Source organism: Scytonema hofmannii PCC 7110 (genome assembly GCF_000346485.2).
Taxonomy (GTDB): Bacteria; Cyanobacteriota; Cyanobacteriia; order Cyanobacteriales; family Nostocaceae; genus Scytonema; species Scytonema hofmannii.
The window spans coordinates 7,763,267-7,789,002 of the sequence record NZ_KQ976354.1; the positions used below are offsets into that span (position 1 = coordinate 7,763,267).

General features: G+C 43.8%; 18 protein-coding genes. 6 read left to right on the forward strand and 12 right to left on the reverse strand.

Annotated elements, in window-relative coordinates:
- Nucleotides 1-7: 7 nt before the first annotated feature.
- The gene (locus tag WA1_RS32540; protein ID WP_017747312.1) at nt 8-349 is read right to left on the reverse strand and encodes a hypothetical protein; all 342 of its coding nucleotides are present in this window, start codon (nt 347-349) and stop codon (nt 8-10) included.
- 276 nt (nt 350-625) lie between these two features.
- On the opposite strand from WA1_RS32540, the gene WA1_RS32545 reads away from it, so the two are divergent.
- On the forward strand, nt 626-5,161 hold the full coding sequence (locus WA1_RS32545) for a beta strand repeat-containing protein (protein ID WP_017747311.1): 4,536 nt from the start codon (nt 626-628) through the stop codon (nt 5,159-5,161).
- Nucleotides 5,162-5,273: 112 nt separating this feature from the next.
- Here the strand turns inward: WA1_RS32545 and WA1_RS32550 are convergent, their stop codons facing one another.
- The 3 genes from WA1_RS32550 to WA1_RS32560 all read right to left on the reverse strand — a co-directional run bounded on the left by WA1_RS32550 (nt 5,274) and on the right by WA1_RS32560 (nt 8,523).
- Complete coding sequence (locus WA1_RS32550; protein ID WP_017747310.1) at nt 5,274-5,729, reverse strand: type II toxin-antitoxin system VapC family toxin; 456 nt, start codon at nt 5,727-5,729, stop codon at nt 5,274-5,276.
- Complete coding sequence (locus WA1_RS32555; RefSeq protein WP_017747309.1) at nt 5,719-5,985, reverse strand: hypothetical protein; 267 nt, start codon at nt 5,983-5,985, stop codon at nt 5,719-5,721. Before WA1_RS32555 ends, WA1_RS32550 begins: the two co-directional genes overlap by 11 nt.
- Nucleotides 5,986-6,843: 858 nt before the next feature.
- The gene (locus WA1_RS32560) at nt 6,844-8,523 is read right to left on the reverse strand and encodes a transglutaminase domain-containing protein (protein ID WP_017747307.1); all 1,680 of its coding nucleotides are present in this window, start codon (nt 8,521-8,523) and stop codon (nt 6,844-6,846) included.
- 244 nt (nt 8,524-8,767) lie between these two features.
- On the opposite strand from WA1_RS32560, the gene WA1_RS32565 reads away from it, so the two are divergent.
- A complete protein-coding gene (locus tag WA1_RS32565) occupies nt 8,768-11,707 on the forward strand; it encodes a cation-translocating P-type ATPase (RefSeq protein WP_017747306.1) in 2,940 nt (979 codons plus the stop codon).
- A 264-nt stretch (nt 11,708-11,971) separates the two neighbouring features.
- Here WA1_RS32565 and WA1_RS32570 read toward each other — a convergent pair whose 3' ends face one another.
- Nucleotides 11,972-12,241 carry a hypothetical protein gene (locus WA1_RS32570; protein WP_033336310.1) on the reverse strand — a complete coding sequence of 90 codons (270 nt, stop codon included), beginning with the start codon at nt 12,239-12,241 and terminating at the stop codon, nt 11,972-11,974.
- A gap of 17 nt (nt 12,242-12,258) precedes the next feature.
- A complete protein-coding gene (locus WA1_RS32575) occupies nt 12,259-12,585 on the reverse strand; it encodes a hypothetical protein (protein WP_017747304.1) in 327 nt (108 codons plus the stop codon).
- 411 nt (nt 12,586-12,996) lie between these two features.
- Between WA1_RS32575 and recF the strand changes: the two genes are divergently transcribed.
- Nucleotides 12,997-14,118 (forward strand): DNA replication/repair protein RecF, encoded by a 1,122-nt coding sequence (gene recF, locus WA1_RS32580; RefSeq protein ID WP_017747303.1) that lies wholly within the window; start codon nt 12,997-12,999, stop codon nt 14,116-14,118.
- A 61-nt stretch (nt 14,119-14,179) separates the two neighbouring features.
- On the opposite strand, the gene WA1_RS32585 is transcribed toward recF, so the two are convergent.
- On the reverse strand, nt 14,180-14,632 hold the full coding sequence (locus WA1_RS32585; protein ID WP_017747302.1) for an MgtC/SapB family protein: 453 nt from the start codon (nt 14,630-14,632) through the stop codon (nt 14,180-14,182).
- 156 nt (nt 14,633-14,788) lie between these two features.
- Between WA1_RS32585 and WA1_RS32590 the strand changes: the two genes are divergently transcribed.
- The 3 genes from WA1_RS32590 (at nt 14,789) to WA1_RS32600 (ending at nt 18,480) form a co-directional block, all read left to right on the forward strand.
- The gene (locus WA1_RS32590; protein WP_017747301.1) at nt 14,789-17,125 is read left to right on the forward strand and encodes a putative PEP-binding protein; all 2,337 of its coding nucleotides are present in this window, start codon (nt 14,789-14,791) and stop codon (nt 17,123-17,125) included.
- A 399-nt stretch (nt 17,126-17,524) separates the two neighbouring features.
- A complete protein-coding gene (locus WA1_RS32595; protein WP_017747300.1) occupies nt 17,525-17,986 on the forward strand; it encodes a DUF4347 domain-containing protein in 462 nt (153 codons plus the stop codon).
- Nucleotides 17,983-18,480 carry a Calx-beta domain-containing protein gene (locus WA1_RS32600; RefSeq protein ID WP_017747299.1) on the forward strand — a complete coding sequence of 166 codons (498 nt, stop codon included), beginning with the start codon at nt 17,983-17,985 and terminating at the stop codon, nt 18,478-18,480. Before WA1_RS32595 ends, WA1_RS32600 begins: the two co-directional genes overlap by 4 nt.
- A gap of 243 nt (nt 18,481-18,723) precedes the next feature.
- Here the strand turns inward: WA1_RS32600 and WA1_RS32605 are convergent, their stop codons facing one another.
- The 5 genes from WA1_RS32605 to WA1_RS32625 all read right to left on the reverse strand — a co-directional run bounded on the left by WA1_RS32605 (nt 18,724) and on the right by WA1_RS32625 (nt 25,085).
- Nucleotides 18,724-19,605, reverse strand: a complete 882-nt coding sequence (locus WA1_RS32605; protein WP_017747298.1) for a DMT family transporter — start codon at nt 19,603-19,605, stop codon at nt 18,724-18,726.
- A 172-nt stretch (nt 19,606-19,777) separates the two neighbouring features.
- Entirely contained in the window at nt 19,778-20,734 is a 957-nt protein-coding gene (locus WA1_RS32610; protein ID WP_017747297.1) for a fatty acid desaturase, read from the reverse strand.
- A 48-nt stretch (nt 20,735-20,782) separates the two neighbouring features.
- Entirely contained in the window at nt 20,783-21,130 is a 348-nt protein-coding gene (panD, locus tag WA1_RS32615; protein WP_026135089.1) for an aspartate 1-decarboxylase, read from the reverse strand.
- Nucleotides 21,131-21,410: 280 nt separating this feature from the next.
- Nucleotides 21,411-23,951, reverse strand: coding sequence for a non-ribosomal peptide synthetase (locus tag WA1_RS32620; protein WP_017747295.1), 2,541 nt, complete (start codon nt 23,949-23,951; stop codon nt 21,411-21,413).
- A gap of 3 nt (nt 23,952-23,954) precedes the next feature.
- Nucleotides 23,955-25,085: a type III PLP-dependent enzyme gene (locus WA1_RS32625; RefSeq protein WP_017747294.1), complete on the reverse strand. Its 1,131-nt coding sequence runs from the start codon at nt 25,083-25,085 to the stop codon at nt 23,955-23,957.
- Nucleotides 25,086-25,736: the final 651 nt, after the last annotated feature.

Genomic DNA, 25,736 nt, shown 5'->3' on the forward strand with positions numbered 1-25,736 from the left:
GTTATAACTAAAGAAATCTCCCTTCATCAAGGAGTTTATACCCTACAGATAATGCTGAGAAAGCGACAAAGAAATTCCATAAGCTTGTAGTTTTGAATATAACTCCTCCGCTTAAGAAAGCTAGCACTATGCCTATTCCCAACAAAATCCATCCTAAATTATCGGTATGTTTGGGAAAGAAAATTAATGTAAAAATACCAGAAATCACTGCTAACATTGAGCCAGACGCAGGGATGCTGTTAAAAAAATAGCCATAATAGCTACTAGCAAATATAATATTTTGACCGAGATAGTAAATGCAAACTAGTAGTAGAATTAACCCTGTAAGTTTGATAAATGTTCTACTCATATATTTAGTGGTTAAACAAGCTAATTTAGATATTATTTAGCTTCAAACCATATATGCCTGCGAAATTGTACGTATCTTTTCTTTAAGATTGTTCGGCGAATAGAATTTGCGACTATACAAACAAAGTCCACCTACGTGGACTTTATTAAAATAATCTGCGTAGGCAAGTCAGCACGCGATCGCTGTTGCTACTGTGATGATAAATTTTTTGTAACAAAGACGATTGCTTTTCATTCCAAATCATTAGATACTCCGTATATATAGGGAGTGCGCCTAATGGAAACAAAACACTGGTTAAGTTGTTGGCAGTTAGGATTCGTTGGACTTTTGTCAACGGTAGGGATAAATATTTTTACCTGCAAAGCCTTGTCTCAGAGCACTCCCAGTAATATTCAACCTGATAACACACTGGGTATAGAATCATCTCAAATCTTACAGAATCAGAATTTCCAAGGACTACCAATAGAATTAATTGTAGGTGGTGCAACTCGCGGAATTAACCTGTTTCATAGTTTCCGAGAATTTAACGTTACCTCGGGACGGGGGGCTTATTTTTTGAGTCCTAGCGTAGATATTCAGAATATTCTGGCACGAGTCACAGGTGGAAACCGCTCTGAGATATTGGGTAGGCTGGGAACTTTGAGCGAATCAAAGCCCAATTTATTTTTGATCAATCCCAATGGGATGATTTTTGGAGAAAGAGCTAGTTTAGATGTGCAGGGTTCGTTTGTGGGGACAACGGCAAACGGAGCGCAGTTCGGGAACCAGGGTGTTTTTAGCGCTACAAATCCCCAAGCACCACCGTTGTTGTCGATTAATCCTTCAGCGTTGTTATTTAATCAAATAAATCAAACGGCTGGAATTACTAACCGATCGCTTGCACCTGCAGGAGTAAGTTTTGCAGGTGATGTGACAGGTTTGCGTGTACCAGATGGTAAGAGTCTGCTGTTAATAGGCGGTAATGTCACAATGGCTGGTGGGCAGTTAAATGCTTTTGGTGGGAGAGTTGAGTTAGGTGGGTTAGCAGAACCTGGAAGTATCAATCTTGTTTTAGATAGCGATCGTCTTAGCTTGAAATTTCCTGAGAATGTGGCTCGTGCAGATGTATTGCTGAGCGAGCGAGCATTTGTGTTTGTGGAAGGGGCTGGTGGTGGTGATATTGCAGTCAATGCTCGAAATTTAGAGGTATCAGGAGGAAGCATCTTTTCTGCTGGTATTGGGGCTGGTTTGGGAACACCTGAGACTGTTGCAGGGGATATCGTACTTAATGCCACAGGAGACATTAAAGTTACTGGTTCTGGTAGCCAAATTAGCCAAATTCGTAACTTAGTGCGCTTGGGGTCAAAAGGCAATGGAGGTAACATAAACATCAATACTGGTTCATTGTTATTACGAGACGGCGCTCGACTTTCTACCTCAACGTCTGGAATTGGGAATGGGGGGAATGTCACAGTGCGGGCACTTGATGCTGTTTCTCTTGCAGGTAATGCTTATATTCTCAGCACGGTAGAAGCATCTGGTGTAGGAAAGGCTGGCAATATCGACATCAATGCTGCAAACGTGTCACTCATTGATGGCGCTCAACTGGTAACCATTACTCGTCGTGCGTCTGATAACCAACCCGCAGCAAGAGGGGACGGAGGTAATGTGACAGTGAAAGTGACTGGTGCGGTTGACATTGCTGGGCGGAAAAACGATCTTCTCACTGGGATTTTCAGCAGCCTAGAAACTGGAACAGTTGGCAATGGGGGTAACATCACTATCGATTCTGGCTCCTTCTCATTACGAGACGGTGCTCAACTTACTGCTTCAACTTTTGGACAAGGAAATGGGGGGAATGTTACAGTGCGGGCACTTGATGCTGTTTCTCTGGCTGGTAATGCTGCCATCCTCAGCACGGTGGAAGCAGGGGGTGTAGGTAAGGGTGGCAATATCGACATCAATGCTGTAACCTTATCACTCGCTGATGGCGCTCAACTGCAAACAAGTACTGTTAGTGCATCTGCTACCCAACCCGCAGGACGAGGGGATGCAGGCAATGTGAATGTGAAAGTGACTGGTGCAGTTGACATTACTGGGCAAAAAAACGGTCTTCCTAGTGGGATTCGCAGCAGAGTCAGAACTGGGGCAGTAGGCAATGGGGGTGACATAACCATTGATTCTGGTTCATTTTCATTACGAGACAGCGCTCAACTTTCTGCCTCAACTTTTGGAATTGGGAATGCGGGGAATGTTACAGTGCGGGCACAAGATGCTGTTTCCCTTGCAAGCGCTTCCATCTCGAGCACTGTAGAAGCATCTGGTGTGGGAAAGGGTGGCAATATTGACATCAATGCTGCAACCCTCTCACTCATTGATGGCGCTCAACTGCTAACTAGTACTCGTGGTGCATCTGCTACCCAACCTTCGAGACGAGGGGATGCAGGCAATGTGAATGTGAAAGTGACAGGTGTTGTTGACATTGCTGGGCAGAAAAACGGTTTTCTTAGTGGGATTGGCAGCTTTGTAGGAACTGGGACAGTTAGCAATGGGGGTAACATCACCATCGATACTGGTTCATTTTCATTACGAGACAGCGCTCAAATAGATACCTCAACTTCTGGACGAGGGAATGCAGGTAATGTGACAGTGCGGGCACAAGATGCTGTTTCTCTGGCTGGTAATGCTAGCATCCTCAGCACGGTAGAAGCAGGAGGTGTAGGTAAGGGTGGCAGTATCGAGATCAATGCTGCAACCTTGTCACTCATTGATGGCGCTCAACTGGTAACCATTACTCGTCGTGCGTCTGATAACCAACCCGCAGGAAGAGGGGATGCAGGCAATGTGAATGTGAAAGTAAGTGGTGCAGTTGACATTGTTGGGCAGAAAAACGGTTTTTCTAGTGCGATTGGCAGCTTTGTAGGAACTGGGACAGTTGGCAATGGGGGTGACATAACCATTGATTCTGGCTCGTTCTCTTTACGAGACAGCGCTCAACTTTCTGCCTCAACTTTTGGAATTGGGAATGGGGGAAATGTGACAGTACGGGCACTTGATGCTATTTCTCTGGCTGATGCTAGCATCCTCAGCGTAGTAGAAGCAGGGGCTGTGGGAAAGGGTGGTAACATTGACATCAATGCTGCTTCCTTGTCGCTAATTGATAGTGCTCAACTGCTAACCATTACTCGTGGTGCATCTGCTACCCAGCCAGCTGGAAGAGGAGATGCAGGCAATGTGAATGTGAAAGTCACTGGTACAGTTGACATTGCGGGGCAGAAAAACGGTTTTTCTAGTGGGATTTTCAGCGACGTAGGAAGTGCGACAATTGGCAATGGGGGTGACATAACTATCAACTCTGTCTCCTTTTCATTACGAGACGACGCTGAAATTAACGCCTCAACTTCTGGACAGGGGAATGGGGGAAATGTTACAGTGCGCGCACTTGATGCTGTTTCTCTTGCAGACGCTAACATCCTCAGTACGGTAGAAGCATCTGGTGTGGGAAAGGGTGGTAATATCAACATCAATGCTGCAACCCTCTCACTAGTTGATGGCGCTCAAATTAATGCTTCAACTTATGGGCTGGGGAATGCGGGGAATGTGACAGTGCGGGCAGTTGATGCTGTGTCACTAACTGATGGTGCTGAATTTATTACCTCAACTTTTGGACAAGGAAATGCAGGAAATATTTATATCAATGCAAAAGAGACAGTAACTATTTCTGGAATTAGTCAAGAGGGGGGATTTTCTAGCGGTTTATACTCAGATACAGTTGAAGGCTCAACTGGTGAAGGTGGCAATATTACCGTAAACACCAATATTTTTCGTATCTTAAACGGTGCTTCAATAGATGCAGGCACTGCAAATAATAACAAGGGTGGCGATATCACGGTGAATACCAATGTCTTTGAAGCAACAAGTGGCGGACAACTCAGCACCAATAGCTCGAGCAACGGAGGTGCAGGTAAAATCACAGTCAATGCTACTGACAAAGTGAAGATTAGCGGTAGTGACCCTAATTATAATGACCGGATTGCAACATTTTCTCTTGAAGTTGTAGAAAATATTAGCGCTGACAGTGGCTTTTTTGTCAGTTCCTCTGGTTCAGGAATCACAGGCGACATCGAAATCAACTCGCCCAAAATAACCTTAGACAATCAAGGCAGACTCATTGCCGAATCGACATCCGGTAACGGTGGTAACATCAACCTCAACAGCAATTTACTCTTACTCCGTCGTGGCGCTCAAATCTCTACCAACGCCGGTACTGAGCAAAAAGGTGGAGATGGAGGTAACATCAACATCAACTCAAAATTCATTGTCGCAGTTCCTCAGGAAAACAGCGATATTACTGCTAACGCTTTCCAAGGACGCGGTGGTAATATTAACATCACTGCTCGGGGAATCTTTGGGATTGAAGCTCGTTCCAAACCATCAGAGCAAATAAATGACATTACTGCCAGTTCAGACCTGGGTTTATCGGGTACTATTAATCTGAATTCTCCTGATAACAGTTCGGTACAAAACAGCCTCAGCCAACTCTCTCAAAACTTGGTTGACTCTAATGCCCTAATTGCCAGTAGTTGCATAGTCCGAAGCAATCAAAAACAACAAAACAGTTTTACCATCACAGGTACTGGTGGTTTACCCAACCGTCCCGGCGATCTGTTAGTGTCAAATTATGCAACTGGTTCTGTAAGGAATGTTACCTATAGCAATCAATCCAGTTCTATCAATTCGGGAATCTGGAAAAAAGGTGACCCAATTATCGAACCTCAAGGTGTTTATCGCACGACATCAGGGCAAATAGTTTTAAGCCGCGAATGTCGGTAGAAATTGCTACCCAATTACAACTTTTTGACAACCGTAAAGATCGGTATCCAGATGAAAACAGCGATCGCTAGTTCGCTCCAAATCCACATTTTCTTGACAACCATGAATATTCTTACTCAGCAATATCAAAGTCATTTAACACTAACACTTGCAATTCTGTAATGCGCCTAAATATTACATCATTGGTTAAAAATGCTTCACAGCCTGCTGCCAAGGCAACAGCAATTTGAAAAGCATCAAGTAATTGTAAGTTGTATTTGGCTCGGATTTGAGCAGCACCTATTGCTATGCTTGAGTCAGGAACGGACTCAAAAATCATGTTATTACTACCAAGCAAAAGGTTTATGAAGTTTTGCTGTAACCGTATCTGTCCTAAACGATAAGGATGTACTAAACATTCAGCTAATGTGACTGGTGAAGTAACTCCTAATACTAAACCATTTTGAATCCGCTCAAATACCGATCTAACAAATAGAAAGTATTGTGGGTTTTGTTCGACAAAGTATATGACTGGTGCGCTATCCAAAAACAAGAGCGTTACACCCTCTAAACTCTCTTCAAGATTCACTGTTTTTCCTAGATTCTATCTCTTCAATTTCTAGTTCTGGAAACTCCCCACGTCTCATGCGTGTTATGTATTCCTGAGCATCCATCCCTCCTAGGTGATTCGGTGCGATGCCAGCAAATTCCATCACATTATGGTGTGGTTTAGATGTAATTTCACAAAGGCTCAGTTTTTGTAACAAATATGAGATTAAACGCAACTGCTCATCAGGTGCTAGTGTGTCCACTTGTTTCTTTAAATCGTTTAATTTTTGAGACATTTTGGATTATTCTCGCTTTTTTGTGCTTTTTCTTCCTAAGATACACGGAGCGATGGCAAATAGTAATAAGGGATTATGTCAGTGTTTTGCTGCTTCAATTCCCTGCCGATGCCTGAATCGGTTGCACACTGAGGTGATAGCCGAGATTGTGCAGGATAAGGCGACCCAATTATCGAACCTCAAGGTGTTTATCGCACGACATCAGGACAATTAGTGTTAAGCCGCGAATGTCGGTAAAAATTGCTGCCCAATTACAACTTCTTGACAACCGTAAATATTGGTATCCAGACGAAAATAGCGATCGCTTATCTGGAAAATCTTGCTAACAAATCTTCACGAGATAAATTGGACAATTGCAGTAGTAAACTACTCATCACGTTATACAGAGTGATACGAGTGCCTGCGATCGTGAGCCCACGTTCTGTTCGGATAACTGTCCCTTGTTGGTCAGGTGCTCAAGTCATACCTGTAGCATTTTGAATATCAACTTCATAATAACCTACGGGTAAACTAAATCTGTACAAATGTATACAAAGGGCAACAGAAGTGTCTTAGCAATCCTAAATCATTTGTAAATTCTCTCAATACTACAAGAGTTCTCGAATTTTTGTGGGTTGGGATCGCCCTGAAGAAACTTAACAAATGCCTGTAAATGTTGGGTTTCGTTCCTCAACCCAACCTACTTACCTTCGTATTTTTACACAAAACCTACGCAGTATTGAATTCTCTCTTCTCTCTTTTCTTCGTGCTCTTTGCGTCTTTGCGGTTGATAATTACAGTATTTCACGCGTTGTAGATCCCCCAACCCCCCTTTTTAAGGGGGGCTATGCGTAAGTCCTGCTGGTCACTGGTCACTGATTACTGGTCACTGAAAGGAGGTAATTCTCCCAGAATTGTAAAGCGAATGTGATTAATCGCTAACTCCCCAATGGAAACATCTTCTTTTGTCAGCTTTGCACCTTTACTCGTCAAAGTTTCAAAAGAAATACCTTTGCCAATTTCAACGTGATACCAACCCAAGCCCATAAAAAAGCGAGTGGGATAGGGTCCGCCATAACCCATATCATCAGGATTGGATTCCATTGGTATCCAACCAAAACCAGGTACGTAGAACTCCAGCCAAACATGATTGTACTGAGGCTGCATGGGAACTTGCTGGTATTCAGCATAGCTTGGGCATTTATACCGACCTACTGTACGGCAAGGAATACCATTTAATCGGCACAAGGCAAGCAAAACACCCACGTACTCGCCACAGGAACCCACACCCCGTTCTAAAACAATATCTGGTGTATCTATGTGAGGTTTAATACCATAGGACAACTCGTCATAAACGTAGTTGCGAATGCTATACATTTTTCGCAGCAAATTGGTTTCCGTTCCTATGGCTTCACGGGCGGCGCGACGGACAATACTGGTATCCATTGCCAAATCGTCATTGTCCACTAGATAACCCTCTTGTAGCTCTGGCGAAGGTTCGGCAATATCTTCTACATCTGACGGGGTAAGACGATACTTAATTCCTCTGACTTCTAAAATTGCCTTCCAACCAAATAAATGTCGTTCGCCTGGAGTGAGGGCATCAAATTTAAAGACTGCTACTCTTTGGCCATCGACTATCTCTTCTGTAAAAGGTAAACCAATGGGTTCGACGTGTTTCACCTTTTGGCGATCGGTTTCTGATGGCAATGCAATGCGCCATTCCACCTCTGGTATGTAGACTTCATCTAAAGGCGCAATTTCCTCTACATAAGACATCTCTAGGAGATAACCGTTAGAAAGGGCATAGCGTTTCTCTCGATTGTAATGGTAATGTAACGGATGAATAAAAGTGCGATCGCGATATGATAGCTCGTGACTTGGGTCAGCATTCGGATTATCTCGCACATAAGGCTCTTCAGAAGCATAGGCGATGTGGAGAGTATTCTCCCCCGTCTCGGTATTTTTGTAGATCGCTATGCCTGAAGGCTCATCAAACGGCGTCAGTACGCTAAATTGAACTTCCCCAGTCGCTCTATCAATGCAGTACACAGTTTGCTCCGTGCGATCGCAAACCCAAAGCGTTTCTTCATCCACTGCCAAATTTTCTACTCCAACCCCAGGTGCGTAAAACTGAGTAATTTGTTTGCGTGTATTGCGGTCAAAAATCAGTATATCTCCCAGCTTTTGGCAACTGACATAGACAGTAGATTCCCAAACAGCAATACCATCAGCTGGATACGGCAAGGTGACAAAGTGCTCCAATCCCAACGATGCCAATTTACACAAATAAACACTATTATCCCGAGTCACCCAAAGAGTATCATCCCATACTGCCAAACCAGTCACGCCCGTAAATTCACGGTTTTGATGGGGATTGAGAACTTTTGTATTATCAGAGTGGGGGTCAATTGAGAGCAAATGACCTTTAGCAGTATCAATAGCAATGAGTGTATCCTGGATAAAGGTAATGCCACAGAGGGCGGCAGCGCTATGGGGTCGAATTGTCCTTTGCCCAATCATTTGGTTAGTAGGAAAACTGGGGAGTGCAAAAGTCATATTAAACTAATTTATTCAACTGTTTAACATCTTAGGAATGAAATTGTTATGGTTAGGTGGTATGAAAATAGGGGTTAGGGAGTTGTAGAGACGCGCCATGGCGCGTCTGTACGGGAGTAGGGAAAATAACTGAATGCCCAATGCCCAATGCCCATGCCTAACCTAATGTAACTTTATGTTGATGGTTTTCCAGCCCTTGCTCATCTATGATCGAAGTTTGTAACCATTTCCTGTGACCAAGACGATGTCCGCTCATTCTCTATCCGAACAACCCGCCGCTTGGCATAGTTTAGAAGTTGATAAATCACTAGAACTGCTGAAAACAAACGCAAATACTGGTTTATCTCCCCAAGAAGTACAACAACGGTTGGAACAATATGGTCCAAATGAACTAGAGGAAACTGCTGGACGCAGTGCGTGGCAGATTCTGATAGATCAGTTCACAAATATCATGTTGTTGATGCTGATTGCCGTAGCCATCATTTCTGGGGTTCTAGACTTGATAGCTTGGCAACAAGGCACATTGAAACCTGGGGAGTTACCATTTAAAGATACGATCGCTATTCTAGCGATTGTTATACTCAATGGCATACTCGGTTACGTTCAAGAAAGCCGTGCGGAAAAAGCCCTAGCAGCTTTAAAAAAACTCGCCTCACCCAACGTGCGCGTCCTGCGCGACAGTAGACCAGTAGAGGTGCCAGCGCAAGAGTTAGTGCCAGGAGATGTCATGCTAGTGGAAGCTGGCGTCCACGTGGCAGCAGATGGACGTTTAATAGAAGAGTCCAACCTGCAAATACGGGAATCGGCGCTGACAGGTGAAGCGGAAGCAGTCAACAAACAGGCAAAAGTTACATTGCCAGAAGAGACATCCTTGGGCGATCGAGTTAATTTAGTCTTTCAAGGTACTGAAATTGTCCAAGGACGCGCCAAAATTCTAGTGACCAACACTGGGATGAAAACTGAATTGGGTAAAATTGCTACCATGTTGCAAGCGGTAGAAACAGAACCTACCCCCCTGCAACAGAGGATGACCCAACTAGGTAATGTCCTGGTAACAGGTTCTTTGATTCTGGTAGCCATTGTTATCGGAGTAGGTCTTCTCCGTGGAGGTAACTTACAAGAATTGTTGGAAGTTTCCCTCAGTATGGCAGTCGCCGTAGTGCCAGAAAGCTTACCTGCCGTTATTACTGTTACCCTGGCACTGGGAACTCAGAGAATGGTACGCCGCAACGCGTTAATTCGGAAACTACCTGCGGTAGAAACTTTAGGTTCCGTCACAACCATCTGTTCCGATAAAACTGGGACTCTCACACAAAATAAGATGGTGGTACAGTCAGTTTACACAAATTTTTCTGCTCCAAGTTCAAGCCCTAGTAGGGATTTAATTTCTGAAGATGGAAACCACTCACCTCAATCGCCACAAAATACAAATAACCAATCGTTGAGCGTTACAGGTTCTGGTTACGACCCAATTGGAGAGTTTCAACTTCAAGGTCAAAAAACGGAAGCCCAAGAGTATCCAGAACTTCAAGTGCTACTAGTTGCCTGTACTTTATGTAATGATTCCTTTTTACAACAAGATAAAGGACAATGGAAAATTTTAGGCGACCCAACAGAAGGTGCTTTGGTGACACTTGCTGCAAAAGGAGGAATCGAAAAAGACCAATGGGAGAGCAAGTTACCTCGTGTTGCTGAGTTCCCCTTCTCCTCAGAACGCAAGCGCATGAGTGTAATTTGTCAAGTGGAGCAAGTAGAAACAGGAATATCGCCAGTATCAGAAGTTGACCCCATTATCAATCACGTGGTGCAACCGTCAGAACGGTACTTAATGTTTACCAAAGGTTCACCAGAGTTAATACTTGCACGTTGTACTCATATTTACGTAGGGACTAGCGCCATCCCAATCAATGACGAGCAACGCAGCCAAATTCTGGCAGAAAATGACACAATGGCAAGTAAAGGTCTGCGGGTTTTGGGTTTTGCTTACAAACCTCTTACCGAAATCCCACCGGAAGGTTCAGATGAAGAATCCGAGAAAGAATTAGTATGGTTGGGATTGGTAGGAATGCTCGATGCACCCCGTCCAGAAGTTAGGGTTGCAGTGCAAGAGTGTCGAGATGCGGGAATCCGCCCAGTTATGATTACTGGAGACCACCAACTCACCGCACGCGCAATTGCTGTAGATTTGGGGATCGCTCAATCGGGCGATCGCGTCCTGACAGGTCAAGAATTGCAGCGAATGAGCGACACAGAACTAGAAGAAAACGTTGATTTGGTGAGCATCTACGCTCGAGTCGCTCCCGAACACAAACTTCGCATCGTTCAAGCACTGCAACGCCGGGGTCGATTCGTCGCCATGACAGGCGATGGTGTCAACGATGCACCAGCCCTTAAACAAGCTGACATTGGTATCGCGATGGGTATCACCGGTACTGATGTAAGTAAAGAAGCCAGTGACATGGTACTCCTCGATGACAACTTTGCCACGATTGTCGCCGCTACGAAGGAAGGTAGAGTTGTCTACACCAACATCCGCCGCTTTATCAAGTATATCCTTGGTAGCAACATTGGTGAAGTGCTGACAATTGCCGCAGCACCTATCATGGGATTGGGAGGTGTACCTCTAACACCACTGCAAATTCTGTGGATGAACCTTGTAACAGACGGTTTACCAGCTCTGGCATTAGCTGTAGAACCTGCAGAACCTGATGTGATGAAACGCCCGCCGTTCAGTCCCCGTGAAAGCATTTTTGCGAGAGGCTTGGGTTCTTACATGATTAGGATTGGTATTGTCTTTGGTATCATTAGCATTATTCTCATGGCATGGGCTTACAATCACGTTAAAGTCGTGACTGGTCCGGGACTCGATCCAGAACGGTGGAAGACGATGGTCTTTACTGCGTTATGTATTGCCCAAATGGGTCACGCATTAGCAATTCGCTCTAACTCTCAACTGACCATTGAGATGAATCCTTTTTCAAATCCATACGTACTAGCAGCTGTTGTTGTGACGAGTATTCTGCAACTGCTGCTAGTTTACGTACCACCTCTGCAAGCTTTCTTTGGAACTCATTACTTAACTTTACCAGAGTTGGGAATTTGTCTTGGCTTTAGTGCCTTAATGTTTGTGTGGATTGAAGCGGAAAAACTTTTCTTCCGATTAACGGGTAAGAAAATTGTTTAGGGACTGGGAATTGGGTACTGGGGATTGGGGATAGGGAGTTTTGAAGCACCCAAAAATTTCCGACTCCTCAAAGGATACAGAGTCGCGAATGATAAGTCTGACCCCCCATCTCGTTCCCAGGCTCCGCCTGGGAATGCCTTATGTAGAGGCTCCGCCTCTTATAGTTCAAAAAAATAATTTTTAACCGCAAAGACGCAAAGAGCGCAAAGGTAAGAAGGCAACAGGGAGAAGTTAAATTAAGTATTGTATAGTTACCAAATAATTCTACAAGTTGAGCAATTTCTCTTGAACTGCGAAATCTTCCAGTTGTTTTATAGCATTCCAGTCAATGGCAGCAACCCATAAATTTTCTTCTGTTGAATATTGCACTACCCCATCTACTTCTAAATCCTCACTATATAGTGTAAGCAATTGACCATCTTGCAACTCAAAGTTTTGACTGGCTAAGTCCTCAATTGTACCAATACAATTTAGACGTAGGCGTCCCTGAATGTCAGCGTTATGAAAATCTGCAAAAACTTTAGGATGGTTCATGTTACTGGCTCCCATAATTAATTTTGATAGATGGGGTTAGGAATTGTGGGTGTCAGAAGAGCGCTTACTTGTTCTGGAGTCAAGCCAGTCAAAGTAGCATGGTAAAAACTTCTTCCAGAGGTTCTAATGACATCGCCACCAGCTTTTCTCACTTCACTAACTGTAGTTATGCCAACTTGCTGATGAGGAATAGCTGATACTAATTCACTTATAGACAAGCCTACTCCACATTCGACTGAAATGCCAGTTATGCCGCTTGGGTGCGTCCCTGTTCCACGCTTGATATCTTCTGGACGATTGCGCCCTCCTCGCACGACTAAAGCTTCATCTAAGATTCTCTCCACATACACTCCAGTTGAAAAATAAATAAGCTTTTGAAACAAAAAAACATGACAGCAGGTGAGTTAGTCTGTGTACCATAACATTTGATGAAAGTTAATGTAAATGTTTCCATAATGTAAAATTGAACCAGTCACCCATCCCTCATCTATTTGAAAACTCTTCTCCTCCAACAATTTCGTAACTACAAAGAACAACAGGTTGAATTTACTATTCCTAAAATAAGATGATCGCACCGCATGGCACGCGATCGCCAAAAAAAATCATTTTTAACCGCAAAGACGCAAAGAGCGCAAAGGTAAAAAGGTAACAGGGAGAAGTTAAATTAAGTATTGTGTAGTGTGAGTAGCCCAAGCAAAGCTTGTCCAATCCAAAATCTAAAATCTAAAATCCACGCATGGTATAACCCATCCCTCATGTACTTGAAAACTCTTCTCCTCCGACAATTTCGCAACTACAAAGAGCAGCAGGTTGAATTTACTGCTCCTAAAACAATATTGGTAGGTAATAATGCTCAGGGGAAATCAAATTTGTTGGAGGCGGTAGAATTACTGGCAACATTGAGATCTCACCGCATGGCACGCGATCGCGATTTAATTCGAGATGGGGAAGAAACATCTGTACTTGTGGCGTCTTTAGAGCGACAAGCTGGGGTCAGCGATTTGAGTATCATCCTACGTCGGAATGGTCGTCGCACTGTTTCTCTAAATGGTGAGAATCTCAGGCGTCATATGGATTTTCTTGGCGTTTTGAATGCGGTACAGTTTTCCAGTTTAGATTTGGATTTAGTTCGTGGAGGTCCTGAAGGTCGCCGTCATTGGCTGGATACACTTTTGATTCAACTGGAACCTGTTTACGCTCACATATTACAGCAGTACAATCAGGTGTTGCGACAGCGCAATGCTTTTTTAAAAAGCTTTCAGCAGCAAGCGATTAGCCATCAGCCAAAAGAATTAGCTCTTTGGGACGCACAGTTAGCAACCACAGGTACGCGGGTGATAAGACGACGCGATCGCGCTTTAACGAGACTTGCTCCCATAGCGATCGCTTGGCATTCTAGCATTAGTGGTAGCACAGAAATTTTACAACTTAAATACTCGCCTAATGTGCCTTTAGAGCAAAACAATTTAGAAGAAGTACAGCAAGCTTTTTTAGACAAAATTCAACAGAGAACTGTCGCTGAGTTACATCAAGGAACTACCCTTGTCGGTCCCCATCGCGACGAAGTAGAGTTAACAATTAATCATACACCTGTCCGTCAGTACGGTTCTCAAGGTCAACAGAGAACGTTGGTACTAGCACTAAAACTTGCAGAATTACAACTTATCGAGGAAGTTGTTGGAGAACCACCTTTGCTCTTACTAGATGATGTTTTAGCAGAGTTAGATTTATCTCGGCAAAATCAACTTTTAGATGCCATTCAAGCTCGTTTTCAAACTCTAATTACCACCACACACTTAGGTTCTTTCGATTCACAATGGTTAAATTCTTCCCAAATTCTTTCAGTAAATGCAGGTCAAATATCGAAAGAGCATTAGTTGTTAGTTGTTAGTTCTTAGTTGTTAGACTGGTCACTGGTCACTGGTCACTGGTCACTGTTCATTGTCTTTCAAATCGCTTAAAAACATTTAAAACTAACAAACACAACAATGCTCCTATTAATCCTAGCTGCCACAAACCACAACCGGCAGCAATTCCGAGAGCAGAGGAAACCCAAATAGCTGCTGCTGAAGTTAGCCCTTGAATTTCAGATCGGGTTGATTCGTGAGAAGATTGACGTAAGATTTCCCCTGCACCAATAAATCCTACACCAGCTGCAATGCCTTGAATGACTCGTGATAGAGGTTCCGCCTCCGGAGACACATTGAATTGCAAGACTATTAAACTGAACAGAGCAGCACCAAAACTAACCAGCATATGAGTTCTTAACCCTGCAGGTTTATTGCTCAGTTGACGTTCTATGCCAATAATTGCCCCAACAAACAGAGCAAGGCAGAGTCTGAAGGTTATGTTTAACCAATCGTTCGATGCAAGGTAGTAAGTAGTGGGCAACGTTTAATCCTTTTGAATCCCCGATAAGAATCAATATACTACAATCACCACCGCACCTAGTGGTAATATCCTGATAGATACTTTCGGAGTTGAAAGTACTTTCATCACCAGCGTTCGTATTTTCTTTAATAGATCTATCAATAATTACGTAATTGAGTGGACAAACTCTACTGGCTTAATCAAATTAAACTCCAAGACCGCACCAAAGTTGGTGATAAAGCATTTCAGTTGAGCAAATTAATACAGCGTGGATATCCAGTGCTTCCTGGTTTTGTGGTGTCAGCAAGAGTTATGCAGGAATTTTTAGAAACTCTCAATAGTTCAGAAGCACTAGTTGCTGACTTACCCTACTCTTCCTTTCACTTAGATGTAGCTAATTGGCGTCAACTTCAACAAGTGGCTAGGCTTTTTCGTCAAGAAATTACTCAAGCCAATCTACCTCCGGGTTTGCTTAGCTCTATCTTGGAAGCGGTTAGAGAACAAGAAGGCACAGACGACCATCATCTCATTTTTCGCCCCTCTGTTGTCGCACCCACTGCAAAACAAGGGTTGGGTAATATATCTGGACTGCTTGAATCCCAAGTTTGCTCGTGTGACGAAGAAGCGATTGCACTTGCTTTGAAGCAAACTTGGAGCCAGATGTTTCGCGCTAAGAGTTTACTTTACTGGCAGTGGGCAGGAATCGATCTCAGACAAATAAATTTGGGAGTTTTGGTACAACCTTACAGAAATGCGATCGCTAGTGGTGTACTTAATGCTACCTCTTTTGAATGGGAAATCTTGGCAACTTGGGGATTAGGTATGTCCATTTCCCAAGGGGATGTATTACCGGATGTTTTCTACATCCAACCAGATACGGGCAATGTCCGAGAACAGCAAATAGGTAATAAAACTATAGCTTACCGGACTTATAATGCAGCATCAATTATGATGTCGGAACCTTCGGACATCATAACTGACCTGTTGGCAGAAGAGCAACAAAAACAATATGCACTGACAGAGGAATATTTACAGCAACTCATTCATCTAGCGAGTCAGCTAGTTAAAGAAATAGGTGCAAACTTCACAATAGAATGGACGATTTCTTATGAAACCACAACAGGAGTGTTGTACATAACACAGATTAACACCCCTCAATCTGCTATTCCCAATGTCTCCTCAATCAAAGGATTGGGCGCAGCAACAGGACGCGTGTCAGCAACTGCTTATGCGATCGCTAATTCACAACCAAAGCCAGAAAAAATCCCAAAAGGAGCGATTCTCGTCTTACCAAGCATAACGCCTGATTGGTTATCGCTTCTACAACACGTTGCAGGTATTGTGACAGAGCAAGGAGGGTTAACCAGTCATGCAGCTATTCTTGCCAGAGAATTAAGTATTCCTGCAGTAGTGAATGTAAAAGATGCGACAAAAATTATCCAAACTGGGGAACGATTGCAGATAGATGGCGATCGGGGAGAAATTTATCGTGTTGCACGAGGCGAAGAGGAGGTAAAGCAAGAAGACGAATCAGTTCAAAATTCAAAATTGAGAAATACTCCCTCACTCCCTCACTCCCTCACTCCCTCACTCTCGTCTCACCTACCCATTATTGCAACTCAACTGCTTGTGAACGTGAGTCAGCCAAGTGCGATCTCAAAGGTGCATTCTTTGCCTGTGGACGGTGTGGGGTTATTAAGATCGGAACTGATGGTTCTCAATATATTAGAAGGGAAGCACCCTAGTGTTTGGATAAGGGAAGGAGAACGAGTACAATTACTAGAACGGTGGTACGATGCGATCGCGCAATTTGCTAGTGTTTTTGAAACAAAACCTGTTTTTTATCGGTCTTTGGATTGGCGAGAGTCGGAACTGCGATCGCTGGAAAGCAGTTCACACACTCCTGTACAATCAGTGTTAGGAGAACGCGGTACGTATAGCTACCTGATAAACCCTACAGTTTTTGAGTTAGAACTGGCAGCTTTAGCAAAAGTACAGAAAGCAGGTTACAGCAATATTCATCTTTTGTTACCTTTTGTTCGGACAGTCGAAGAGTTTTCTTTTTGCCGCCAAAAAGTTGAGCAGGCGAAATTAACTCAGGTAAGGCAGTTTCAATTGTGGATTATGGCAGAAGTTCCAAGTATTCTTTTCTTGCTGCCAGAATATGTGAGAGCAGGCGTGCAGGGAATTTCCATTGGTACAAATGACCTAACCCAACTTCTACTAGGAGTCGATAGAGAACAAGGACACTTGGCAAAAGCATTTAATGAAAGCCATCCAGTTGTGATGGATGCAATAGCTCAACTTATCAAAATGGCACAAAAGGCAAATATTCCTTGTTCGCTCTGCGGACAGGCACCAGTATTGTATCCTGAAATTATTGAGCAACTGGTGCGATGGGGTATCACTTCTATCTCTGTAGAACCAGAAGCAGTAGAAAGGACATATCGAGCGATCGCACGCGCTGAGCAAAGGGTGATTTTGGAAGCAGCGCGACGCTGGTTGAAGGATTAAGAGTAAAGTATCAAGGATGAAATAAAGGTCATGAATGAAACTTTAACTAATTTTCTCTTTGGATATAAAAAATACATACAAACATTACACTGCTCCCACAGTAGTTATACTACTATATTTGTAGTGTTGGTAATCATACATTTGTGAATACGGATATTTGTGCTAATGAATTGAAGTCTCCCGTAAAAATACAGAATTTTTTATATATTTGAACCACAATCAAACGTAAGGGTGCTCAGTCCGTCTACCCTAACAATGTGGTCTATTTGCTCAAAAATTACTGTCAATCAAGTCACGATTCAGTTTTTGTTGCAGCTATCTCCATAACATTACAAAAAAAGCTTTCAAGCTCTTCATTGCAATACGATTGGAAAGTACTTATTGATTTTTCTTCAACTCATGAATATTACCGATCCGCTCCCTCATAATACAGACAATTTGCAGCCTTTGTTGAGTCAAACTTCTGCATTTGCCGAACCTCATTCAATCCATGACTTGTCCCGGCACTCTAAACATTTAGTTTTTATTGACTCAAAAGTTGAACAGATTGATACATTAATAGCGGGTATCAAATCTGCTGAATTTGAAGTTACAGTGCTAGATGGCGATCGCGTCGGTATTTTCCAAATCAGCGATGTCCTCAAACAACATAGCAACGTTAGCAGCGTTCACATTTTTTCTCATGGAAAAGTGAATCATGTGGAGTTGGGTAACACCTCTTTGAACCATGACACTCTAATTAATTATCAAGACGAGCTGAAATCTTGGAGTCAGTTCTTGTCGGAAGATGCAGATCTACTCCTCTACGGCTGCAACGTGGGACAAGGCGATGCTGAATTGGCTTTTTTACAACAGATGTGACAGCCACCAGTAGCAGCACGCGTTTGGAGTTTCAAGGTGGTGGTACTAGCGATGGTAAAAGTGCTTTGTTGGACAATGTTCAAGTGCGGGAAATTCTTTCTACAACCGCGACCATCGCCCTTGAGCAAAATACTTATAGTGTTAATGAAGCGAATGGAGTTTTAGAATTTGCTGTTGTCTGTAGTGGAAATACGAGCACATCTGCCTCTGTGGAATACGAAATTTATGATGGTACTGCCACATTAAGAACTGACTTTAATGGCACAGATGGCACAGATGGCAGAGTTGGCACAATTCACTTTGCTCCTGGCGAAACCCGTAAAACCGGCAACATCTCCATAATTAACGATATGTCCACCCAATTCATTCAGTTTCTGCCATCACGATTTGGGCGCTTCCTCGTATACTTCCTGAACCAAACGATTTTTAGGATTGCTCCCTCAACACTTTTTCTTCCTCATCTATCTAATCTCTCCGCGTCTGGGCGTCCCTAAGTCTCCGCGTCGCACTTCGAGCGTGCCATTCGGGCCTTACCCCGTGCACTGATTTAAGACCACCAACCAAGGCGTATGGTGGGGGCGGTGTGTACCCGGTTTGGGCAAAACAGAGCAGAACCATGTGGATAAAATAATGTACAAAAAATCACGCTTGCCTTCTGCACCCCGCAACAAGGTCATGCCTTGCCCGAAGGGCTGGTCAAAAGTTTTAAGCGAAACTTCTTTCGGCAAGCTCCCGTGTTATCCAACTTTTTCGCGTTGCTCCTCTCCTCTGAGAATCCGAGTTACTCCCGCTAGCACCATCGCTGCACCCACAAAACCAACAATTCCGAACGACTCGCCGAGGAAGAAAAATGCAAAAATAGCCCCGAAAACAGGTTCTGTAGCGCTGAATATCGCAGCTTCGTGAGAGGGAATCCAACGCTGTGCAATAGTCTGAAGCAAGATGGCGAGGGCGCTACAGGCGATACCCATGTAGGCGATATAGCCGAGCGTCTCAGGATGTGCCTTCACGACCTCAAACTGCTCAGTCAGCGTAGGGGCAGCCCATAATAGACTCAGCAATGCTATAACCCAAAATTGGATTGCCGCCAGGGAGGCAGGGGGATGGCGCGGTGCGAACACTCCAAGCGCAACGATTTGAGTTGCGTCTATGAAAGCACAAGTGAGCAGCCAAAAATTGCCAGCCAGAGGCTCTCCACTCTCCAAAATTATGAGTCCGATGCCAACAAACGCAAGCAGACACGTTGTTGCAACCCTGGTGGATAGACGCTTGTTTAACAGAAACTCGAACAGCATCACAAAAACTATGTTAAGACCGAAGATGAATGAAGCTCGGTTGGCAGAGGAGGTTAAAAGCCCAATTGCCTCAGTAGCGTAGATACTGAACAACAAAAGTCCAAGGATAGCTCCGTCACGGATTAGCTTAGTATTCAGGTTGCGAATAAATGGGGTGAAAATGATTGCCGCGATTGTACAACGCATGAACAGCTGCCCGGCTGGCGAAAGGTTAGCGATGACTTCCTTGATTGCCGTAGGCGCTGAACCAAGCAATAAAGCTACACCCAAGCTGAACAAGTAGCCCAAGAAACGTCGGACATTTTTTGAGAGAGATAATTTCATTTACTGTTACTATGATATTTTACTGGAGTTTAGACTAGTTAGAAGTGCGAAACTTCAAACTAGTACATGAAGGCAGAAGTAAAAAGGCAGAGAGCAGAAGGCGTAAACGCTTACTACTGAAGCTTTTATTTCAATGCTAATGGTATGGTTATTCCCGCCGCACTGTACTAGTCTAAACTCCAGATTTTAACAAACCCCAGATTAGCTTCAAATGAAAAAGAACGTATGATTGTTCTCGAAACTTGAAACGATCACCAATTAGTAAATGGAGACGATGTAGATTATGAGATGGAATCGATGGGTAAGCATGGTGTTCTGCATGGTAGTTTGAATTCCAGAGTATGTACCGGAGAAAAAAATTTGAGGAAGTGCTGCGGGTATTGCATAAAACATTTGCTCCTTGGTCGCAACCATAGTGATCCAGAGAATTTAACCAGAACTCCATTGGTAAAAAAACTATTAGCGGAATCCAGTAAAGCCGAATAGTGTAATCAGGCCAAAGAGCAGTTGCGGTGACTATCATTAAAAGCCACACTAACAGAGCAATGTTATCAAGGTGTACATCACGACGCGCTTTCTCTGAACGTATAAAGTCAGGGAAACGTCCAAATGCTGCGCGTACAGACATCAACCAGAAGGGGATAGAGAAGCTTGTGCCCGGAAGATTCTGAACATAATCCCAGAGATTTGAAAAAACTCTTGGCGACTCTGGGTCTCCTTGTGCATTTGCATACCTGTGATGTTCAAAATGAAAGTACTTGTAAAGTGTAAAGTTGAGAAGAATGATTAATGACCAAAAGATACCTGCTAAACGATTGACTAGAAGAGACTTTCTGAAGGAAGCATGAGTACAGTCGTGGCAAGCATTAAGACATCCACCAAGAATGCATCCTTGAAACCACCAGACGACAAGCCAAACCCACCAGATATTCCACCAAATTCCCACTGCTCCTAGAAAAGCATACAGGCTAATATTGAATAGACTTTGAAGGCAGGTTTTGACTGAGTCGTGTTTTCGGAGTTCCTTGAGAGTCTCACTATCAATCAATCCAACAGAGATAGAAAGTTCTTCGAGAGTTTCACTGCCAATCTGTTCAACCGAAATAGTTGAATCTGGAATACTAGTCATTGCTTTCTCCCTAAAATACTTAAGAAAAGAATCATTGAACTGCCAAGCTTAAAGCGGGTTGTTGTGTTTGTCCACTTGAATTATGTTTGGACGATGTAAATAAGCTTCTTCTGGTGTCATCACGGCGTAGGCTATCACTATAATCTCGTCGGTAGGCGCATTTAGACGAGCTGCCGGACCGTTCAAACAGATGATGCGGCTTCCCCATTCACCAGGAATAGTGTAAGTTTCCAGACGCGAACCGTTGTTGACGTTGACTACCTGTACCTTTTCACCAGGCAATATATTAGCAAGCTTTAGTAATTCTTCATCAATGGTAATCGAACCTTCGTAGTACAAGTTAGCATCAGTGACTGTTACGCGATGCAACTTGCTTTTAAACATCGTAATAAGCATTTTTCCTCCTCGTCATCAAATTTATATCAACTTGAAAGATTTTATCTACCTAGGGCTTGCTGAACACAATTGGAGGCTAGAACAGATAAGGGTTTCAGACCTTTTTTTGCTAAACAAGTGCAAGTTTATAATATCTATAGTCTCAAAAACCTTGCATTTTCGTCAGCGATCGCTGGGTAAATTGAGAAACTAAGGGATAAAACTACCACTTTGTCAGCTGTGTGGCTTCTAGAGTCGCTAGGCTCAACTTTTTCAGCAAGCCCTACCTAAACAGTTGCATTTACAAGCGCTTTTCTACCAGGACTGCCTCTTTATGAGTTTTAGCAATGCTGGAAAAGATTCGCTCGCCTTCAAACTCAAAAACATCATAATCAATGGCGTATTTTCGTTGATATCCCATCTCTTCCAAGGCAATATACCTTGTGAAAATTTGCGTACAAGTTGTAGCGACCCGCTTGTAATTGAAACTTGCTGCTACCTCCAGCACCTTTTTTTCCAACGCTAAGACAATAGCAGTGCTGTCTACATCGGAAGCTGCGCCTGATAGCTGAACGTAAAGAATATCTCCTGGCTTTACCTCGCCATAACTGCTTTTGTACATTTCTTCGAGAGAGTGCCACAGTGCAAAAATCGGAGTCATGGATTCTGGCAATTCACTGTCACCGTTGTCCTGTTTCTCAACTTCTGCAAGCAGGTAATTAGCAAAATCCTCACTCAAACAGTATCCAACGACTCGCCCAGAAGCCTTCTGAACCGCGACATAGGAAAGATTTTTTAGCCTGCGCCTGCAACAGATTGCAGCGTAAACATCAAACTCTTGTTTCGTAATCCCTAGCGCCACTACTTCGGGTTCTCTTGTTGTAAAAGACTCACTGACTAATTTCACGGTCTTTTCCAAGTACTTATTTTCAAAAGGAACAATCTCAACATCCGTCAGGCGCACCTCATCAACCGAACATAGTTTTGCTCTTTTGTATTCGTCGAAAAGCCTAGCTAAAGAGGCAAGGGACGGGTCATTGACAAAGTTGGGAATGGGAAGAAGCACCCCAAATTTTTCCTTCAGCATTTCTAAGAAAGCCACAACAGACAAAGAGTCGCCGCCGAGTTGAAAGAAATTATCTTGCCTGCTGACTGGGGAAACACGAAACATTTGCTGCCAAATGTCTGCCAGCAATTTTTCTGTCTGACTTTGGGGTAGGAAATGTGGTTCTATAACTCTGAAACTCCAGGAACTTATGCGAGACAATGCTTGACGATTTACCTTACCATTTGGGGTCAGGGGTAGTTCATCCATCACCACGAACTGTGTTGGCACCATATAGTTAGGTAGCTTGGAAAGGGCGTACTTTTTCATCTCATCTACGTTGACAGTAGAAGGTACAACAAATGCCACCAACTGCTTTGTTTCTGGTAAACTCTCATTCTCGCAAACCACGACGGTTATGTTAGAGACGGACTTGTCGAACTGTCCCAAGACAGACTCAATCTCCTCTAGTTCAACTCGAAACCCCCGGAGCTTCACTTGATTATCAATACGACCCACATAATACAGAACGCCATTGTCGTTCTGTATTACCAAATCTCTTGTTTTGAAGAGTAAGCCGTTGTCAGAAAATGGATTTGGGATGAATCGTGCTTTGGTCTCCTCAGGCTTGTTGTGGTATCCCCTTGCCAGAACTGGACCACCCACCCACAACTCGCCCACCTTACCTGAGGGAACTGGTTGCAAATTCTCGTCCAAAATGTAGCTCTCGACATTGAGAATCGGTTGACCGATAGACACGCTGCTATCCAGGTTTCCTAACTTCCCAGAAAACTCGGCACAGGTTACATCACCAGCTACCTCGGTACTGCCGTAGAGATTCAGCAAGATACCGCCAGATACGCTTTCTCTAAATTTCTGCAATAGATTGGGGGTAAGCTGTTCCCCGCTGACTGTCCAAATCTTTATGGCAGGGAGGGCGTTCCCTAAGTCTGGGCGAAAGAGGAGAAGAGATTGGAGTAAAGAAGGCACCAAGGTGAGGCGCGTCACGGACGTTTTTTGAAGTATGCGAATTATCTCGTGAGGATTGGCACTTGCCTCATGGGGAAGAATAACCGTTTTGATGCCTTGGAGTAGCCCCCCAAACATCTCCCACACTGAGTCTACAAAGTTAAGAGTGGTTCGGTGACAGCAAACTTCGTCAGAGTTAAAGGGGTATTGGTTCCACATCCAAACAAAGCGATTGACTGTAGCCCGATGAACGCCACAAACTCCTTTAGGTGTGCCAGTGCTGCCAGAGGTGTAGAGAATGTACATCAAGGATTCGGGTGTGATGGGAACATCCAAGTTACTGCTGTTCTGTTGCAATAGGGATGCGTCGTCTAGCAGTAGCGTATGTCCCGCCAACGAGGGAACATGGGTATTGAGCAGGGCTTTCTCTGTTATCAGCACCGACAAGCCTGAATCCTCAATAATGAACTGTTTCCTGGCTTCTGGAAAGTCCGGATCTACGGGAACATAAGCTCCTCCTGCCTTCAAAATACCGAGGATGGCAATTACCGCCTCTGGGGAGCGTCGCAAGCACACACCCACTGGGGTTTCCAAATCTACACCTTGTGCTCGTAGGGCATTTGCTATCTGGTTAGCCCGTGAGTTCACTTGTCTATAAGTGAACTCTCTTTTTTCCATAGCAAGAGCTATCTTTTCCGGTGTTTTAGTTGCCTGCTTTTGGAATAGCTGGTGGATGCACTGATTTGAGAAATAGCCCGTCTTAAATGCAGCGAGCGCCAATGCAGTCTTAGACAACTGTTGTTGTAGTTTTTCTAGTTGATTGGTCATCGGTTAGATACAATAGACTTTAAGAGGTGGTATACCGTTGAAGCCAACAGATGAATACGTATGAGTGTATGCACCTGTACTGAGGATGTCGATGCGATCGCCAATCTGTAGGGAAAGCGGTAGTTTATAGCCTGCCCGCTCGTAGAGGATGTCGGCACTGTCACAAGTTGGACCTGCCAACACCACAGAACCTACTGCACTGCCATCGTAAGGAGTACGAATGCGGTACTTGATACATTCATCTAGGGTTTCCATCAGACCATTGAATTTGCCTACATCAAGAAATACCCATCGCTGATCGTCGGTGTAGGATTTCTTAGCAATCGACACGACTTCAGACTGGATTGTCCCAGCGTCTGCTACGAGGAATCGCCCTGGTTCCAGCATCACTTGTGGTGGATTGTCACCAAAATGATGGCTTATAGCTGTTTGAATGGCTTCTGCGTAAACTTCTTCACTTGGGATAGGCGATTGATATTGCGCGGGAAAGCCACCCCCCAAGTTCATCACCTGCAAGTCAATACCTTGTGCAGCGAGTTTCGAGAACAATAGAGCTACTTGGTGAATTGGCTCATTCCACTGGGTTGGATCAGTTTGCTGGGAACCGACGTGAAAAGCAACACCGTAAGGTTCAAGACCCAAAGTGCGGCTATGTAGGAGAAGGTCAAACGCCATATCCCACGCACAGCCAAACTTGCGAGCCAGTGTCCACTCTGCGCTTTGGGTTTCAATCAGCAGACGGCAGCAAACGCGGCTACCAGGAGCGTGAACCGATAGCTTTTCCAGTTCCCCCCAGCTATCAAAGCTGTACAGCTTCACCCCTAACTGATATGCACGGGCAATATCTCTTGCTTTCTTCAATGTACTACCGTAAGAAATTTGTTCCGGTCGGGCACTGACAGCGAGACACTGCTCAATCTCACCAATACTGGCAGCATCAAAATTTGCTCCAAGCTTAACCAAAAGCCTCAAGATTTCCGGTTCGGGATTAGCTTTAACAGCGTAGTAAATTCGCGCTTTCGGCAGAAGTTTATGTAGGGTTAAATATTTTTCTGCTATTACATCCAAATCGACAACTAGAAATGGCGTGTCTAGCAATTTACTTTTTAGGAACTGCTCAACTTTTAGAGTCACTAATCTTCTCCTCATTCTCAGAAACTTTATCTGGAAAAGGTTCCAGGCATTTTTGACAAAAACAATTCAAAATTCAAAATTGAATGAAAAATGCTCGTTGTGGGTAGGCTACCCACTTTCAAAAAAGAACAAACAGAAAGCGCAGCGCGAGGTATAAAGCGTCCACATTCTAAGGCCCTCGGATTTATCCGTGGGGTCTTTAATGAGCGAATTTTGAATTGATAATTTTGAATTCCCGCTTGATCCAGTGACGGATAAGAAATTTTGACAGAGTGTTGAATGGCTTCTTTTGCCGTCAATCTAGGTTACATCAGCCTTTTATGAAATCGTGGTGAGAAATCCGGACTACGCTACTCTTACGCCTGGTTAGCAAAAGTTTGCAATGCAGAGATAGCCTCAAGAAAATGAGGAGATCGCTCGCAGAATGCAGAGAATACAGCCTAACTTTTGCAGATAATTTCGCTGTGTATAGCAATCCGGAATCAAAGGTTAATCCCATTTGTTTTGTGGTTGCTACAAACAGTTAATTATGTATTTGTATGATATCAGTTGCTTGTTGTTAATACTAATTTAATATTTTCAAGACCATCAGGGCGATATGTCCAAAGATAGATGTTCTCCTTTTGATTGACTATAGTAAGCATTAATTAC